A 15526-nucleotide genomic window follows, 5' to 3' on the forward strand; every position below is an offset into this window, starting at 1 on the left:
ATCGGTGTACTGTCAAATCGTGGCTGCGGTGAAACTGACCCCGGCGGCCGAGCGCGTGCTCGAAGTCGCCGAAGAGCTCTTCTACGCCAGGGGTATCCACGCGGTCGGCGTGGACTTGATCGCGGGTGAGTCCGGGGTCACGAAGAAGACCCTGTACGACCGGTTCGGCTCGAAGGACGCGCTGATCGGCCACTACCTGCGGCGACGCGATGAGCGGTGGCGGTCGCACGTGTACGCCGTCGTCGGTGACGCGCCGCCCGCCGAGGGCCTGCTGCTCGTCTTCGAAGCGCTGGACCGCTGGATGCGCTCGATGAACCCGCGCGGCTGCGCCTTCGTCAACGCGCACGCCGAACTGCCCGACGGCGACCACCCCGGGCGGCAGGCGATCACCGAGCAGAAGCGGTGGCTGCACGACCTCCTGCGTGACCTGGCCGCCCGAGCGGAACTGTCCTCGAAGCTGGCCGACGAGCTGCTGATCCTGCTCGAAGGCGCGACCGTCGCCGACTCGCTGAAGCTGGTGCCGGACGCGGTCAGGGCGGCGAAGCAGGTAGCCGCGGGCCTGATCGCGGCTGAGCAAAACCGTTAGCAACGCGTACTATCGGGCCTGTGTTCACGACTCGGCCGGAGCTGACCGGCACATACGGCATGGTGGCGTCGACACACTGGCTCGGCTCGGCCACCGGGATGGCGGTACTCGAAAGCGGCGGTAACGCCTTCGATGCGGCGGTCGCGGCGGGCTTCGTGCTCCAGGTCGCCGAACCGCACCTGTGCGGCCCGGCCGGCCAGGTCCCGGCGCTGTTCACCACCGCGGACGACCCGACGCCGCGCGTGCTCGCCGCGCAGGGGCCCTCGCCCGCGGCCGCGACGCCCGGGCACTTCGCCGACCTGGGCCTGGACCTGATCCCCGGCAGCGGACTGCTGCCGGCGACCGTGCCCGGTGCCTGGGACGGCTGGCTGCTGCTCCTGCGTGACCACGGCACCAAGACCCTGCGCGAGGTGCTCGGGTACGCGATCTCGTACGCCGAAAACGGCGTGCCGCTGGTCGACCGCGTGAGCGCGACGATCGACCTGGTGGCGGAGCTGTTCACCGACCACTGGCCGACGTCGGCGGAGATCTGGCTGCCGGACGGCAAGTCGGCCAGGGGCGTGCACCGCAACCCGACCCTGGCGCGCACCTGGACGCGGCTGCTCGAAGAGGCCGAGGCGGTCAGCGGCCGTGAGGCGCAGATCGACGCGGCCCGTCGCGCATGGTCTCAGGGATTCGTCGCCGAGCACGTGGATGCCTTCTCCCGCAACGCCTTCCGCGACGATTCGGGTCGTGACCACGCCGGGCTGCTCACCGGCGACGACTTGGCGAACTGGGAAGCGACCTACGAAGACGCCGTGGTGGTCGACCTCGACGGCTGGAGCCTGGTCAAGGCCGGTGGCTGGACGCAGGGGCCGGCGCTGGCGCAGCAGGTGCTCCTGCTGGACGGCCTGCGCGACGAATTGTCCTATGTGGACGGCAAGGCGACCGCGCGCACGGTGCACCTGGCGGTCGAGGCGGCGAAGCTGGCCTTCGCCGACCGGGAGGCCTGGTACGGCGACACCGACGTCCCGCTGGAGGACCTGCTCTCCCGCGAATACGCCGCCCAGCGCCGCGAGCTGATCGGTGATGAGGCCAGCGGCGAACTGCGTCCCGGTTCACCGGGTGGGCGTACGCCGAAGCTGCCCCAGATCCTCGATTCGCTGCGTGACGCGACCGCCGCCGTCGGCGCGGTCGGGGAGCCGACGGTCATGCCGACCGGCGAGACCCGCGGCGACACCGTGCACATCGACGTCGCCGACCGGTTCGGCAACCTGGTCTCGGCGACCCCGTCCGGCGGCTGGCTGCAGTCCAGCCCGGCGATCCCCGAACTGGGCTTCTGCCTCGATTCACGCGGGCAGATGTTCTGGCTCGAGCAGGGCCTGCCGAACTCGCTGGCGCCGCGCAAGCGCCCGCGCATCACGCTTTCACCGTCGATGGCGCTGCGCGACGGCGTGCCGCGGATCGCCTTCGGCACGCCCGGCGGCGACCAGCAGGACCAGTGGCAGCTGTGCTTCTGGCTGGCGCACACCCTCGGCGGGCTGAACCTGCAGGAGAGCATCGACACCCCGGCCTGGCACACCACCGCGTTCCCCAGTTCGTTCTACCCGCGTTCGTGGACCCCGCGTGAGATCGTGGTGGAGTCGCGACTCGGGCGGTCTACTGTGGACCAATTGCGGGCTTGGGGGCACGAGGTCGTCGATGGTGGCGAGTGGGGCCTGGGCCGGCTTTCCGCGGTGTCCAACGAAAACGGCGTACTGCGAGCGGCCGCGAACCCCCGCGGGATGCAGGGGTACGCGACCGGAAGGTGATCCCGCCCGCCGGCCCACCACCACCCTCGACGGAGTCGCTGCGCGACGCTGATCCTCATGCCTCCCAGAGCCAGAACTCGATGCCCTGGTCGTCGACGCAGTCGGCGGTCAGGCCGTACGGCTCCCGCTTCGGGCCCTCGACGATCCGCCCGCCCGCCGCGCGGACCCGGTCGACCGCGGCCGCCAGGTCGTCCACCGCGTACATCAGCTTCCAGCCTGCCTGGCGGTCCCCGCCCCACAGCCCGCCCTGCAGTCCGTTGCCCTCGACACCCCAGGCGCCTTCGACGCTGCCCGGGCTGAACTGCCAGCCCAGCACCGAGCCGTAGAAGGCCTTGGCGGCGGCGTCGTCGGGCACCTGGAAGGTGAAGTACAGCGCGTGGCCGTGCCGGATCTCCGGCCCGCTTTCGAACGGCCGCACCGGTGCCGGGTTGATGAGCCAGCGCTGGCCGAACGGGTCCTTGATGCGCCCGGTCAGCCCGTGCCCGTGGTCCTCGACCTCGCCCTGCGCCTCGGCGCCCAGCTCGACCGCCCGCGCCACCGAGGCGCGCACGTCCGGCACCTCGACCCGGATCAGCGGACCGCCTTCCGGCGCGACCACGTTGCCCAGCTCGGGGAACTCCTCGGCGAGCATCAGCACGGCGTCGCCGATGGCCAGTTCGGCGTGCCCGACCCGGCCGTCGTCCATCACGATCGGATCCGCCCGCCGGGTCGCGCCGAACACCTCGACGTAGAACTCCAGCGCGCGGCGGGCGTCGGTCACCACGAGGTACGGGGTCAGCGAGCGCACCTCGGCACGCGTTTCGGTGGTGGTCATCTCTGCTCCTCCATTCAGCACCGCGCGGCGCAACCGGTCGCGCAGTTCGCCGGCGAACCGCGGATCCGGGTCGGCCGGGCCGCTCGAGGCGCGGAGGGAGTCGAACGGATCGGTCACGATTCACCCTCCTCGTAGGCTCGGCGGAACGCGGTCCGCGCCCGGACCAGCAGGGCTTCGGTGGCGTGCACCGTGCGCCCGAGGTGCTCGGCGACCTCGGGCACGGGCAGGCCGTCGAGATAGCGCAGGCTCAGCGCGGCCTGGTGGTGGGCGCCGAGCGAAGCGAGCACCTCACGCGCCCGCAGCACGTCGAGTTCGGCGTCCCACGGGTCGACGACCTCGGGCCGCTCGTCGTGCACCAGCCGCAGCCCGTGTTCTTCGCGGGCCCGGCGGCGCCAGTGGTCGGCGAGCTTGTGCCTGGCCACCCCGATCAGCCAGGGCACGGACACCGGTCCCGCGCCCGCCTTGCGGTAGGTCCGGACCGCGCCGAGGAAGGTCTCCGAGGTCAGTTCCTCGGCCACCGCCCGGTTGCCACACCTGGCCAGGAGGTAGCCGTAGACCTCCGGCAACGCCGCGTCGTACAGCTCGAGCAGCGCGAACGCCGGGTCCCGGTGCACCCTGGGTTCGTTCACACCCCCATCGTCGTCCGGGAAGCCGGAACTCCGACGCCCTTCCTGCCGGAAATCTCCGGTGCGCGCACACTGGCGGGGTGGACGTGGTCGAACGGGTGCGGGCCTGGCTCGCCGATCGGGATGTGTTCGAGGACGACGGCGTGTGGTCCGCGCGCGGTGAAGTGCTCAGCGCGGACGAGGTCGCCCACGAATGGGCGCGGGAACTGCTCGAAGAGCCCTATCTGAACCCCTACGCGCGGCTGCTGCTCGGCTTCGGCCTGCTCGACCTGCTCGACGCGTATCCGGTGACGGTGGAGATCCGGCGGGCGCTCGATCCGTCGCTCACCGGCGAGTTCTGGGCGAACTATCGGAGGCGGCTGGAGGCGCCGAAGCCGCCGGAGGCGATCCTGGAATCGCTGTGGACGGACCTGTTCGTGGACGAGGACACCGCGCCGGAGGCCTTCGCCGAGGTGCTGGGCAACGACCTCCGGCTCCTGCACACGCCGGGCGAGCTGCGCCGGGCCCGGCGTGTGCTGACCATCTCCGCCCCGGTGCCGTGGACAGCGAAGGACCGGGCCTACCGCTATGCGGCGACCCGGCCCGACCTGCGCCCCGCTCTGCCTCGTGAGTGGGAAGGGCCGCCGGAACAGCCCTGACCACTCACGACCCCCCTCAGGGTCGGCGAGCGAGCTTCGCGGCGCGTGCGTACCGGTTGTTCGCGGGCAACCAGCACAGCACCACCGCGGCCAGGCCGGTCGCCACGGCGACCCAGCCCAGCGGACCCACCGCGCCCGGTGGGTAGTCGGCGACGATCAGCAGGTGCGTCAGCACCACCAGCACCGAGCCGATGGTGATCAGCACCCGCGCCCAGGTGGCCGCCTTGCTCGCGCACAGCGCGGCGACCAGCAGCCACACGGCGAGGAAGACGGCGAACCCGCCCCGGACGGCGAGGCTGCTCGCACGGGAGTCGATCACTTCCTGCCACAGCGAGCCGGACAGCTCCTCGAGCTCGGCGGCACCCGTGCCGGACGGCAGGCCGAGGTCGGGGGCGAGCTGGTCGAACACCGAGCGCACGTTCTCCGCCGCCAGTTCGGCGCCGCCCGCGAAGACCAGCACCGCGCCGGCCGCCGCGGACAGGGCGGAAACCGCGGTGGTGAGCAACAGGGCGGACAGGGTGGCCGGGCGCCGGGGCGGAGCCGCGGGTTCGGCCGCGGTCAAGGGCGGGTGGGTCACGGGCGTGTTTCTCCTGACGAACATGGGAACTCGGGGCAGCCTCCGGCGGCGGGCGAAATACTGGCACGCGGCGGGTGGGGTTGAGAAGCAATTGTCGCAAGTAATTTTCAGATTTGTTGAAGTGGCGCGGGGATCAGTTTCCGCAGGTCTACACTCCGCCCCATGAATCGGTTGCTCCAGAGTCCGCAATCGTTGCTGGACACCACGATGGATCAGCTGCGCACGTTGATCGCGGTCCGTGATACCGGGACAGCGCTGGGCGCGGCCAGGGTGCTCGGCCGCGCGCAGTCCAGCATCCAGAAACAGCTCGACACGCTCAATCGCAATTTCGGCGAGCTCTGCGGCGAGCCGCTGGTGGTCAAGCAGGGCCGCGGGCAGGACGTGCTGTTCACCGAGACCGGCAAGGCGATCGTGGAACGCGCGCGGCGCACGCTCACCGACTGGCTCGACGAGATCGACGAAGGCCGCCGCCGCGCCGGGGAAACGCTGACCGTCGGCACCACCCGGTTCACCCTCGGCTTCGTCACCGACGTCAGCGAGAAGATCGCCGGCGAGCTTTCGCGGCTCGGCGTGGAACTGCGGTTCCTCCACCTGCGCACCAAGGACCTGCTGCCCGCGCTCGCGGACAAGCGCGCCGACGTGGTGTGCGGCAGCGTGGTCACCTCGGGCGGTGAGGAACTCGCCGGGTGCGAGGTGCTGGAATGGCGCCGCAGCGGGCTGTCGGTGATCACGAACCTGCCGGAGACCCAGCTGCCGGGCCGGGTGCTGCACGCGAGGGAGCTGCACACGCTGCCGCTGGTGGTCTCCGCGACCGGGCTGATCGCGGAGATCCTGCGCGGCTGGTTCGGCTCCGGCTACCGCGAAAAGCTGGACGTGGCCGCCGAGATCGACACGCTGAACTACGGGTTCGAGCTGCTGCACTCCGGGCTGGTGCGCGGCTGCATGCTGGTCACCCGTGGGATCGGCGAGGCCGCCACCGACGGCCGGATCCCCGAGGGCGGCGGGCTGCGTGTCATTCCGGTGGTCAACGACGTGGATCCGCGACTGGAAGTGCTCGTCGGCGCATTCGCCCGCCGCGGTGAGTCCTCACCCGCGGTGAAATTGCTCTGGGACGCATTGCTGCTCCAGCATTCGGAATGGCGGGAATGACGAACGCCGGCGGAGCCGGCAGTTTCTCGAGAATAGCGAAAACTCCGGTGAAGTGGGCGCCTGAATCGTCACGATCAGCACGAACGCATTCCGCATGCCGAGCGCGGCCACACCCCAGGCCGTCGAGGTCCGAGCCGGGGCCGGTGCCGGGGTGCGCGTAAGGCACACGTCGTAACCCAACAGCCGCTTTTGAACGGACGTGCTGGTCCATCCGGTGCCGTAGCTTCCTAGGAGTGGTTACGGGGAGTCGAACACGCAGGCCGGGCTGGGCCGATCTGGTCCTGACCGGAGTGGTGCTGGTGTTCGTGGTGGGGTTCACCTCGGGCGCGTCGCGATGGCAGTCGGAGTGGGAACCGGCGGCCGAGCCGTTCCGCCCGCTGGACGCGCTCGGGTACGGCTGGCTGGTGGCCGCGGTGCTGCCGCTGCTGCTCGCGCGCCGGTTCCCGATCGTGGTCTTCGGCCTCTGCTCGGCGCTGGCGGTGACCTACTACTGGTCGGACTACCCCGGCGGCCCGATCAGCGTGACCTCGGCGATCTCGTTGTTCGTGCTGACCGTGGTCCGCGGGGTGCTGCCGGGGGCGATCGCGGGCGGCGGGCTGCTGGTCGCGCTGTACGTGGCCCACGTGGTGTCCACCGGCAACCCGGTGCCGACGCCCGCTTCGGGCGCGCTGGCCGGGGCCGCGGTGGCGATGGTCGGCATCGGGGCCGCGATCCGGGCACGCCGGGCGGCGACGCGGGCCGCGCAGGACCAGGCGCGTGAGCACGAGCAGCGGCTCGCCGAGCAGGAGCGGCTGCGGATCGCGCGGGAGGTGCACGACGTGGTCGCGCACAGCCTGGCGATGATCAACGTGCAGGCAGGGGTCGCCGTGCACGTCGCCGACCGGCGGCCGGAGCAGGCGAAGGAGGCGCTGCTCAACATCAAAGAGGCCAGCGCATCGGCGCTGGTGGACCTGCGGGCCACGCTCGCGGTGCTGCGCTCGGGCCAGGAACGCGGCCCGGTGCAGGGGCTGGCGCAGATGGACGAACTGCTCGAGCACGCCCGCGCCGCCGGGCTGACCGTGCGGGTGCACGGCAGGCCGGGCGACCTGCCCGCGCCCACCGACGGCGCGGCCTACCGCATCCTGCAGGAGTCGCTGACCAACGTGGTCCGGCACGCCAACCAACCCTCCATTGTGGACATACATTTCGGACGGCCGGGCGGGCGGCTGGAGCTGCGGGTGCGCGACGACGGCATGGGGGCGACACCGCCGCGGCTCGGCAACGGCCTGCGCGGCATGCGTGAGCGCGCCGACGCGCTCGGCGGCAGCATCGAGGCGGGTCCGGTGGACGGCGGCGGTTTCGAGGTCCGGCTGCGGTTGCCGGTCGGCGGGGACAGGAGGGACGGCGAATGACGATCCGGGTGGTGCTGGCCGACGACCAGGCACTGGTGCGGGCCGGTTTCCGGGTGCTGCTGGAGACCGAGGACGGGTTCGAGGTCTGCGGGGAGGCCGGCAACGGGGCCGAGGCGGTCGAGCAGGCGGTCGCGCACCGGCCGGACATCGTGGTGATGGACATCCGCATGCCCGGCACCGACGGGCTGGAGGCCACCCGCCGGATCACCGCGGACCCCGAGCTGGCCGGGGTGAAGGTGCTGGTGCTGACCACCTTCGACGTGGACGAGTACGTCTACGAGGCGTTGCGCGCGGGGGCGAGCGGGTTCCTGCTGAAGGACACCGAACCGGTCGAACTACTGCGCGCGCTCCAGGTGATCGCCTCCGGCGAAGCGCTGCTGGCGCCGACGGTGACCCGGCGGCTGATCGCCGAGTTCGTCGGGCGGCCGGAGCACCGGAAGGTGGACACCGGGGCGATCCACCAGATCACCGAGCGGGAGCGCGAGGTGCTGGCGCTGGTCGCGGGCGGGCTGTCGAACGACGAGATCGCCGAGCACCTGGTGATCTCCTCGGCGACCGCGCGCACGCACGTCAGCCGCATCATGACGAAGATCGCCGCGCGGGACCGGGCGCAGCTGGTGGTGCTGGCCTACGAGTCGGGCCTGGTCAAACCACGGAGCGCTCACTAAACGTCACAAAGCTCACGTTGAAAACGCTGCGGTTACGCCATTGGAGCGATATGGTCACTTCGGACAGTAGTTCGATCATGAGGGGACCGATCCGCCATGGCCGCGTGGCCGTCTCTCGACAGTGAGCAGCAGCAGGAGACGCTGGAGGAGCTGACGAACACCGTGCTCGCCGCGCTCCCGGCGCAGTGGCAGCAGCTGGCGATCGAATACCGCCAGGTCGGCGCCCACATCGACGTGCGAACCGGGCTGACGGGGGAGGACGGCGAGACCGAGGTGTGGAACCCGCCCACCGAGGCCTGGCACCGCTTCCAGGACCTGCGGGGCGGCATGTACCGCGAAGGCGAAGGCACCTGGTTCGGCGCCCGGTACGTGCTGGACGCCGAGAAGCGGTTCAGCATCCAGTACACCGAGCGGGAACCCGCCTTCCGGGAACCACTGGGCGAACACGACGTCGCCGCCGAACAACACGAGTTCCCGCGCGACGAGGCCCACATGCCCGACTGGTACCGCCACGCCCTGACCGCCACCGCCGCCGCCTGACCCCACACCCGAACCCCACGTTCGGGAAGCCGAGTTCCACGTTCCCGGGCGTGAGTTCTGCGTTCAGGCAGCCGAGTTCGACGTTCCGGCCTCCGAGTCCCACGTTCGGGCGGGACGAGTACGACGACGCGGGCGCTAGCGTTCGGCGGCCCGCACGACGCGGTCGCGCGTCCGGGCGTCGCTGAGCAGGGCGGTGTCGAACTCCCGCGAACCCTCTCGCACCGCGTCCAATACGGCGGCGAGGAACAGCTCCATGCTGTCCGCGGGCTGCACGCTCCGCGTCCGGTGCTGGCCGTCGACCTCGATGTGCAGGTCGACGGTCAGGTCCGGCGGCGCGGAGAACGGCCTGGGGACATCGACGGCGACGCCGGGCCCGAGCAGTTGCAGGGCGTTGCGGTAGTGCGTGGTGAAGCCGAACTGCCCGACGATGGTCCGGCCGCCGGGGTAGCCGGCCAGCACGCTGTAGGCCAGCTCCAGGCCGTCCGCGGTGCGGTCGCCCACGATGACGTGCACGTCGTCCGGTTCGAAGCCCCACAGGACCCGGCCCAGTGACGCGAAGTACGGGCCGGTGTCGAGGAAGGCGCCGCCGCCCGAGGACCGGTCGTGCCGGAAGTCCTCCGGCGGAACGGGCGGGGTGAACACCGCGACGGCCTTGGTGATGTCCTTGGTCAGGTCCGGCGAGAACATCGGGTGGAACGGGTAGTTCGTGGCCTCGGCCAGCACCCGCGCCTCGGTCCGAGCCAGCGCGACCAGTTCCTCGGCCGTGTCCAGGGTGAGGAAGGCGGGCTTGTCCACCACGACGTGGTGGCCCCGCCGCAACGCGTGCCGGACCACCTCGGCGTGCGTGCTGTTGACCGTCGAGACGTAGACCAGCGCGGGCTCGGTGCCGTCCAGCGCCGCGCGCCAGTCGGTGTGCCGCCGCCCCGGTTTGGGCAGGTCGTCAACGGCACCACCGTGCGCGCTGGCGACATCGACGATCTCGATGCCCTCGAGCGCGGACGCCGCGGGCAGCACCCGCCGCCGGGCGAACCGCGAGAGGCCGATGAGCAGGAGCCTCACAGCAGGCACGCCATCAGGCTGCGGGCTTCGACGTTGAGGTAGTAGCCCGACTGCATCAGCCGCCCGAGCAGGCCGAGCGTCATCCACCGGTAGTTGTCCGGCACCTCGACGTGGTGGTCCTCGGGGATCTCGATCACCAGGTGCTCGGTGTCGGCCCGGTGGAACCGGCCGCCGTCCTCGGACTGCACCGACTGCAGCCGCACCTGCCCGACCGCCGAGTTCAGGTACTCCACCAGCGGCGGCAGGTCACGCGCGTCGCGGCAGTACCCCGGGGCCAGCTGGATGGACGCGCCGAGTTCGAGCCGGTCGGTCGACCCAGGCTGGATCATCGCCTGGGTCAGGAACCGCAGCACGCCGTTCTGCCGCTGGCAGAGGAAGGCGACCAGGTTGCCCGGCACCGGCTCGAGCATCGGCTGCGACCAGGTGCCGACCTCCCGGCTGGTCGCCGCCACCGACAGCCCGATGATCCGGAAGTACAGGCCGTCGCGGTGCCGGATGCTGCCGCCGTCGGCGGCCCAGCCTGCCATCTCGGACAGGGCGATCCGCTTGACGTCGAGGGTGTAGGTCTCCTTCTGGTCGATCAGCCACGTCATCGCCTCGGACAGGTCCGCGTCGGACCGCTGCGCGTTGTGCGAGGCGACGGTCTGCGCGTGGAAGCCCTCGGCCGACTGCAGGTCACGGGCACCTTCGTAGGAGACGCAGGCCAGCACGGTGCGGGCGTTCATGTTGACGTTGCCGAGCGCGAGCTGCCTGCGCAGCTGGCCGAGCGTGAGCCAGGTGAAGTCGTCGCGCTCCTCGACGTCCTCGTCCGGCGGGATCTCCACGATCATGTTGCGGTTGCGTTTGTACAGGTACCAGGACGCGTGCTCGGACAGCAGCCGGTCCACCAGGATGTGCCCCCGGCTGCCCTTGAGGAAGTACTCCAGGTACGGCGTCGGCCTGCCGCCGTGCACCCGCTGGTAGTTGCTCTGCGTGGCCTGCACCGTCGCCGCGTACTGCACCAGCGTGGTGTTGCCCGGCTCCATCTTCACCTGCATCAGGAAGTGGTGGACGCCGTCGATCTTCTTCACCAGGATGCCCAGGATGCCGATGTCGGGCTGCACGATGATCGGCTGGCACCACTGCGGGTTCGGGCCGAAGCTGGTCCGCACCGACAGTCCCTCGATGGTGAAGAACCGGCCGGTGTGGTGCTCGAGCCGGTCGCCGAGCCGCCACGCGGCCAGCGTGTCCAGCGGGATCTCGTCGACCTGGTAGCTGGAGGCGGTGAACCGCTGCTTGAGGAAGAGGTCCGGGTCCTCGGTCTGCCCGCTGATCGTGGTCAGCGCCGAAGCCAGGAAGTCCTCAGCTCGGCCGGCCGAAGTCGACATCGCGCTCCTCTCCCTTCCTCCTCAGCGGCGAGACCGCCGAGATCGACGGCAGCGGGAAGACCAGCTTGCCGCCGCCCGCCACGTAATCCCGCTCCCGCTCGACGAACCCGTCGCGGAAGCCCCAGGGGAGCACCAGCAACTGGTCCGGCCGCTGCGCCTTGGCGTCCTCCTCGGAGACGATCGGGATGCCGGTGCCGGGGGTGACGCGGCCGTGCTTCTCGGTGCTGACCTCGCCGATGCACGGCAGGTCGTCGGTGGTGACCCCGCAGTGCTGCAGGATCACGTTGCCCTTGGTCGACGCGCCGTAGCCCAGGGTCAGCTTGCCCGCGGCCTTCGATTCGTCCAGGAAGGACCGCACGTCGACGCGGTGCTGCTCGACGCGGCGGGTGAAGGCGTCGTACGGCGCGTCGGTGTCCAGCGCCAGTGACGTCTCGTACTGCCGGATCCGCTCGATCTGGGGGGTGTCGATCTTGTGCTTGGCCGGGTTCTTCACCAGCGTCACGCACAGGCTGCCGCCGTTGACGTCGGTGACCTCGGCGGTGGCCAGGGTCAGCCCGACCCGCTCGGCCATCCACTCGATCTGACGCAGGAAGTAGTACTCCAGGTGCTCGTGGCAGATCGCGTCGTAGACCGGCGTTTCCAGCAGCGGGACCGCATAGCTCATCTCGATCATCCACACGCCGTCGTCGGTGAGGATGTCGTACACGTCGGACATGAACCCGAGCGGGTCGGGCAGGTCGTAGAACATCGCGATGGAGGTGACGACCTTGGCCTGGCGGGTGCCGAACTGCTCGGCGTAGGAGGCCTTGGTGAAGAAGTCCGGGATCAGGTCGATGTCGGCGGGGTAGTACTCGCGCCACTTCTCGCCGGTGGGGTCCACGCCCACCCTGGTCAGCCCCGGGGCGCGGTAGCCCTGCAGCAGCGTCGAGTCGTTGCTGCCGATGTCGAGCACCAGGTCGCCCCGGTCCAGGTCGACCATGCCGGTGAGGACGTCGACCTTGCGGTGCAGGTGGTTGACCATGAACGGGCGGACGCTCGAGCGGTAGCCGTAGTGCTCGCCGTACATCAGCGTCAGGTCGGAGGTGTGCCGCAACTGCAGCAGCCCGCAGCCGCCGGAGCCGCACCGGACGAGCTCCAGCGGCGCCGTCGGCACCACCTGACCCGGCCGGGGGAAGATGCCGGTCAACGCCTGGTTCCCCAGGTCAAGCACGGTCAGCAGCTCGGTGTTGCCGCAGATGCGGCACGCGGTGCACTCGACGATGGCCATGTTCTCGGCGATGTTCATGGCGCCTTCCCGGTGACGGCCGTTCGAGTTCGGCACCCGACCGGCGGGATGGATCGCATGCGGCTCCTCCCGGAGATCACCACGCGAGTCTCTCGGTGTTCCAGTGTGTGCCCGCGGCGTGCGCGGGAACGTCTCTTCAACTGCGCTCGTGGAGCTCTTCCTCCACGTCCATGCAGTCGTCGTAGTTCGGCAGCCAGCCCTGCTCGTGGGCGTCGGCGAGGGTCGGCGCGACCAGGTCCCGCGGGGACAGGATCGGCTCGGCGGGCAGTGGCAGGTCGAGGTCGGGGTCGCGCGGCGACAACGCCAGCTCGTGCTCCGGGACGTACTCGCCGGAGATCATGTAGCTCATCACCGTGTTGTCCTCGAGCGCGATGAACACGTGCCCGACGCCGACCGGGAAGTACACCGCCCGGAAGTACATCGGGTCGACCTCCACGACGTCCCAGCGACCGAACGTTGGCGACCCGACGCGGATGTCCACGACGATGTCGAGGGCCGATCCCGCCGCGCAGTAGACGTACTTGGCGCAGCCGGGCGGTGTCACGGTGAAGTGGATGCCCCGGACGACGTCCCGGCGTGACCGGCTGTGGTTGGTCTGTGCCACGGTGAACAGCCGCTGGCCGGTCGCCCGCTGGAAGTGCGACTCCTGGAACGGCGAGACGAACAGCCCGCGGTCGTCGTCGTGGATCGCGTCCGGCGTCAGCTCAAGGGCGCCCGCCACGGCGAGTTCGCGGACCTTCATGTCGGCTCACCCGGCATCGCGGAGTGCGCGGCGGTGGTCGAGGACCGAGATCAGGCTGCTGGCCACCCGCTCGACCTCGGCGTCGGTCAACGACTGGTGCAGCGGCAGCAGCAGGGTGATCGCCTCGGCCTCGTCGGTGCCGGGCAGCAGCACCCCGGTGGCGAACAGCGGGACCTTGTGCAGCGGGGGATAGCGGTAGGTGGTGTAGATGCCCAGCTCCAGCAGGTCCTCGGCCACCGTGTTGCGCAGGGTCACGTCGTCGAACTGCACCCAGTAGAAGTAGTTCGTCGAGACGTGGCCCTCGGGCAGCTCCGGCGGGCGCCGCACCCCGGGAACGCCCTCGAGCAGCCGGTCGTACTGGGCGATGATCTCGCCGCGCCGCTGGACGAAGCCGGCCAGTTTGCCGAGCTGGACACGGCCGATGGCGGCGGTCAGGTCGTTGCCGATCAGGCGCCTGCCGACCTCGTGGATGGTCTGGTCCCACCAGCGGCGCGTGCCGTCGTTCTTCATCGCGGCGAACGCGCCCCGGTCGTCCAGGCCCTGGTAGGCCAGGCGGTGCGCGCGGCGGGCCAGCTGCGGGTCGCGGACGTAGATCATGCCGCCGTCGCCGGTGGTGATGATCTTGCGCGAGTCGAAGCTCCAGATGGCGATGTCGCCGAAGGTCCCGCAGGCCCGGCCGTCGATGCTCGACCCGATGGCGCAGGCGGCGTCCTCGATGAACGGGATGCCGCGCTCCCGGCACAGCTCGGCGATCTCGACGATGTCGCCGGGCTGGCCGCCGTAGTGCAGCAGCATGACCGCCTTCGTCCGCGGGGTCAGCACGGCCCGCACGTCGTCGACGGTGGGGTTGAGGGTGCGCGGGCGGACGTCGCAGAAGACCGGGGTGGCGCCGGCGGCGGCGACGCAGTGGCCGTTGGCCGGGAAGCTCACCGACGGGAAGACGACCTCGTCACCGGGGCCGATGTTCAGCAGCTCCATCGCCAGGTGCAGGCCGGAGGTGGCGGAGTTGATGAACAGCACCGTCTCCGCGGGCACCCCGAGGTGGTCGGCGAACTCCTGCTCGAAGGCCTTGGTCTGCGGGCCGTACCCCAGCCACTGGTTCTCGAACACCTCCGCGACGGCGGCCAGTTCCTCGGCTCCGACCTGCGGCTGAAACATGTTGATCATTCGTGCGCCCCTTCACGTGGGTCACCCCTGTCCACCGATCGATGCTGGCACAACGGGCGCCGGCGGCCTTCCTTTGTCCTGCGCGCTTTTTCCCGGCTGACCACGCGCCGGCGCGACGGGCGCAAGCCAGGAGATGCGGCGGCCCGCCCGGCGGCGTGACGCTGGCACAGCCGACCTGACGGCAAGCCGGGGTACGGCTCCGGTCTGGAGGAGGAGCGCGGATGGACTACGACCCAGAGCACGCCGAACTGTACGAACTGGTCTTCAGCAGTCGCGGCAAGGACTTCGAAGCCGAGACCGAGAAGCACGCTCAGTTGATCCTGTCCCGGTTCCCCGGGGCGAAGAGCGTGCTGGACGTCGCCTGCGGCACCGGCGCCCACCTGGCCGCGTTCGCGAAGAGGTTCGACCACGTCGAGGGCGTCGAACTCACGCCGGCCATGCGCGACGTCGCGATCACCCGGCTCCCGCAGTCCGCCGTCCACCTGGGCAACATGGTGAACTTCGACCTCGGCCGCACCTTCGATGCCGTCACCTGCCTCGGCAACGCGATCGGCGAGGTCGGCTCCGCCGATGAGGTGGCCGCCACGGTCGCCAGGATGGCCGCGCACACCGTGCCGGGCGGCGTGGTGATCGTCGAGCCGTGGTGGTTCCCCGAGCTGTTCATCGACGGCTACATCGGCAGCCACCTGGCTGAGGAGGACGGCCGCGTGGTGACCCGCGTCAGCCACTCCACCGTGCACGAGGGTCGCAGCCGCATCGCCTTCGAGGCGATCGTGGCCGACTCCGACGGCATCCGGAAGTTCTCCTCCGTCCTGTCGGTCGGCCTGTTCACCCGCGAGGAGTACGAGTCGGCCTTCGAGCGGGCGGGCTGCACCGTCGAGTTCCTTCCCGCACTGCAGTTGGGCGACGGACGGGCCACCAGCCCCGGCATCTTCGTCGGCGTCCGCAAGTAGGCCACTGAGCTGCGCGGACTCCGCAGCGATGAGGAAGAGCCGGAACCCGTCGGGGCCGCAGAATCAGCAGTGACACCTGCCGGGGGCGACCCCGGACCCGCCGGCCCGGCCGGTCACCAGCGGCCTCGGACGAGGACGCCCGCAACGCCGCCAGACAACGCCGCCACACCACGA

Annotated in this window: 16 protein-coding genes; 8 read left to right on the top strand and 8 right to left on the bottom strand. The window is 70.6% G+C overall.

All coding sequences use genetic code 11. The features are described from left to right. Window positions 1-16 precede the first annotated feature (16 nt). Both L3Q67_RS11425 and L3Q67_RS11430 read left to right on the top strand, forming a co-directional pair. Entirely contained in the window at window positions 17-586 is a 570-nt protein-coding gene (locus tag L3Q67_RS11425; RefSeq protein ID WP_499191503.1) for a TetR/AcrR family transcriptional regulator, read from the top strand. Between the two features lie 20 nt (window positions 587-606). After that, window positions 607-2376 (top strand): gamma-glutamyltransferase family protein, encoded by a 1770-nt coding sequence (locus tag L3Q67_RS11430; protein ID WP_499189482.1) that lies wholly within the window; start codon window positions 607-609, stop codon window positions 2374-2376. Between the two features lie 55 nt (window positions 2377-2431). Here the strand turns inward: L3Q67_RS11430 and L3Q67_RS11435 are convergent, their stop codons facing one another. Then, entirely contained in the window at window positions 2432-3307 is an 876-nt protein-coding gene (locus L3Q67_RS11435) for a VOC family protein (protein ID WP_499189483.1), read from the bottom strand. Beyond that, window positions 3304-3819, bottom strand: a complete 516-nt coding sequence (locus L3Q67_RS11440) for an RNA polymerase sigma factor (RefSeq protein WP_499189484.1) — start codon at window positions 3817-3819, stop codon at window positions 3304-3306. Before L3Q67_RS11440 ends, L3Q67_RS11435 begins: the two co-directional genes overlap by 4 nt. 77 nt (window positions 3820-3896) lie before the next feature. Here L3Q67_RS11440 and L3Q67_RS11445 point away from each other — a divergent pair, with 77 nt between their 5' ends. Continuing rightward, a complete protein-coding gene (locus L3Q67_RS11445; protein WP_499189485.1) occupies window positions 3897-4454 on the top strand; it encodes a hypothetical protein in 558 nt (185 codons plus the stop codon). A 16-nt stretch (window positions 4455-4470) separates the two neighbouring features. Here L3Q67_RS11445 and L3Q67_RS11450 read toward each other — a convergent pair whose 3' ends face one another. Next, window positions 4471-5031 (bottom strand): hypothetical protein, encoded by a 561-nt coding sequence (locus tag L3Q67_RS11450; RefSeq protein WP_499189486.1) that lies wholly within the window; start codon window positions 5029-5031, stop codon window positions 4471-4473. A gap of 162 nt (window positions 5032-5193) precedes the next feature. Here L3Q67_RS11450 and L3Q67_RS11455 point away from each other — a divergent pair, with 162 nt between their 5' ends. The 4 genes from L3Q67_RS11455 to L3Q67_RS11470 all read left to right on the top strand — a co-directional run bounded on the left by L3Q67_RS11455 (window position 5194) and on the right by L3Q67_RS11470 (window position 8779). After that, window positions 5194-6180: a LysR family transcriptional regulator gene (locus L3Q67_RS11455; protein WP_499189487.1), complete on the top strand. Its 987-nt coding sequence runs from the start codon at window positions 5194-5196 to the stop codon at window positions 6178-6180. Between the two features lie 233 nt (window positions 6181-6413). Beyond that, on the top strand, window positions 6414-7571 hold the full coding sequence (locus L3Q67_RS11460) for a sensor histidine kinase (RefSeq protein ID WP_499189488.1): 1158 nt from the start codon (window positions 6414-6416) through the stop codon (window positions 7569-7571). Further along, window positions 7568-8239, top strand: a complete 672-nt coding sequence (locus L3Q67_RS11465; protein ID WP_499189489.1) for a transcriptional regulator — start codon at window positions 7568-7570, stop codon at window positions 8237-8239. Before L3Q67_RS11460 ends, L3Q67_RS11465 begins: the two co-directional genes overlap by 4 nt. A 96-nt stretch (window positions 8240-8335) precedes the next feature. Beyond that, window positions 8336-8779, top strand: a complete 444-nt coding sequence (locus L3Q67_RS11470) for a hypothetical protein (RefSeq protein ID WP_499189490.1) — start codon at window positions 8336-8338, stop codon at window positions 8777-8779. A 135-nt stretch (window positions 8780-8914) separates the two neighbouring features. Here L3Q67_RS11470 and L3Q67_RS11475 read toward each other — a convergent pair whose 3' ends face one another. The 5 genes from L3Q67_RS11475 to L3Q67_RS11495 all read right to left on the bottom strand — a co-directional run bounded on the left by L3Q67_RS11475 (window position 8915) and on the right by L3Q67_RS11495 (window position 14399). Then, window positions 8915-9847 carry a Gfo/Idh/MocA family protein gene (locus L3Q67_RS11475; protein ID WP_499189491.1) on the bottom strand — a complete coding sequence of 311 codons (933 nt, stop codon included), beginning with the start codon at window positions 9845-9847 and terminating at the stop codon, window positions 8915-8917. Beyond that, window positions 9835-11205, bottom strand: coding sequence for an NDP-hexose 2,3-dehydratase family protein (locus L3Q67_RS11480; protein ID WP_499189492.1), 1371 nt, complete (start codon window positions 11203-11205; stop codon window positions 9835-9837). The genes L3Q67_RS11475 and L3Q67_RS11480 overlap by 13 nt, the downstream gene beginning before the upstream one ends. Then, window positions 11180-12490, bottom strand: coding sequence for a class I SAM-dependent methyltransferase (locus L3Q67_RS11485; protein WP_499189493.1), 1311 nt, complete (start codon window positions 12488-12490; stop codon window positions 11180-11182). The genes L3Q67_RS11480 and L3Q67_RS11485 overlap by 26 nt, the downstream gene beginning before the upstream one ends. 136 nt (window positions 12491-12626) lie before the next feature. After that, window positions 12627-13232, bottom strand: a complete 606-nt coding sequence (locus L3Q67_RS11490; protein WP_499189494.1) for a dTDP-4-dehydrorhamnose 3,5-epimerase family protein — start codon at window positions 13230-13232, stop codon at window positions 12627-12629. 6 nt (window positions 13233-13238) lie between these two features. Beyond that, window positions 13239-14399, bottom strand: a complete 1161-nt coding sequence (locus tag L3Q67_RS11495) for a DegT/DnrJ/EryC1/StrS family aminotransferase (RefSeq protein WP_423581875.1) — start codon at window positions 14397-14399, stop codon at window positions 13239-13241. Between the two features lie 221 nt (window positions 14400-14620). On the opposite strand from L3Q67_RS11495, the gene L3Q67_RS11500 reads away from it, so the two are divergent. After that, entirely contained in the window at window positions 14621-15352 is a 732-nt protein-coding gene (locus L3Q67_RS11500) for a class I SAM-dependent DNA methyltransferase (RefSeq protein WP_499189495.1), read from the top strand. Window positions 15353-15526 lie beyond the last annotated feature (174 nt).

This window comes from Saccharothrix sp. AJ9571, from assembly GCF_021725495.1.
GTDB classification, from domain to species: domain Bacteria; phylum Actinomycetota; class Actinomycetes; order Mycobacteriales; family Pseudonocardiaceae; genus Amycolatopsis; species Amycolatopsis magusensis.

Coding starts and splice junctions, on each gene's coding strand:
- L3Q67_RS11495 (WP_423581875.1), bottom strand. CDS start 14,399: ATGATCAACATGTTTCAGCCGCAGGTCGGAGCCGAGGAACTGGCCGCC.
- L3Q67_RS11485 (WP_499189493.1), bottom strand. CDS start 12,490: ATGAACATCGCCGAGAACATGGCCATCGTCGAGTGCACCGCGTGCCGC.
- L3Q67_RS11470 (WP_499189490.1), top strand. CDS start 8,336: ATGGCCGCGTGGCCGTCTCTCGACAGTGAGCAGCAGCAGGAGACGCTG.
- L3Q67_RS11490 (WP_499189494.1), bottom strand. CDS start 13,232: ATGAAGGTCCGCGAACTCGCCGTGGCGGGCGCCCTTGAGCTGACGCCG.
- L3Q67_RS11465 (WP_499189489.1), top strand. CDS start 7,568: ATGACGATCCGGGTGGTGCTGGCCGACGACCAGGCACTGGTGCGGGCC.
- L3Q67_RS11480 (WP_499189492.1), bottom strand. CDS start 11,205: ATGTCGACTTCGGCCGGCCGAGCTGAGGACTTCCTGGCTTCGGCGCTG.
- L3Q67_RS11455 (WP_499189487.1), top strand. CDS start 5,194: ATGAATCGGTTGCTCCAGAGTCCGCAATCGTTGCTGGACACCACGATG.
- L3Q67_RS11500 (WP_499189495.1), top strand. CDS start 14,621: ATGGACTACGACCCAGAGCACGCCGAACTGTACGAACTGGTCTTCAGC.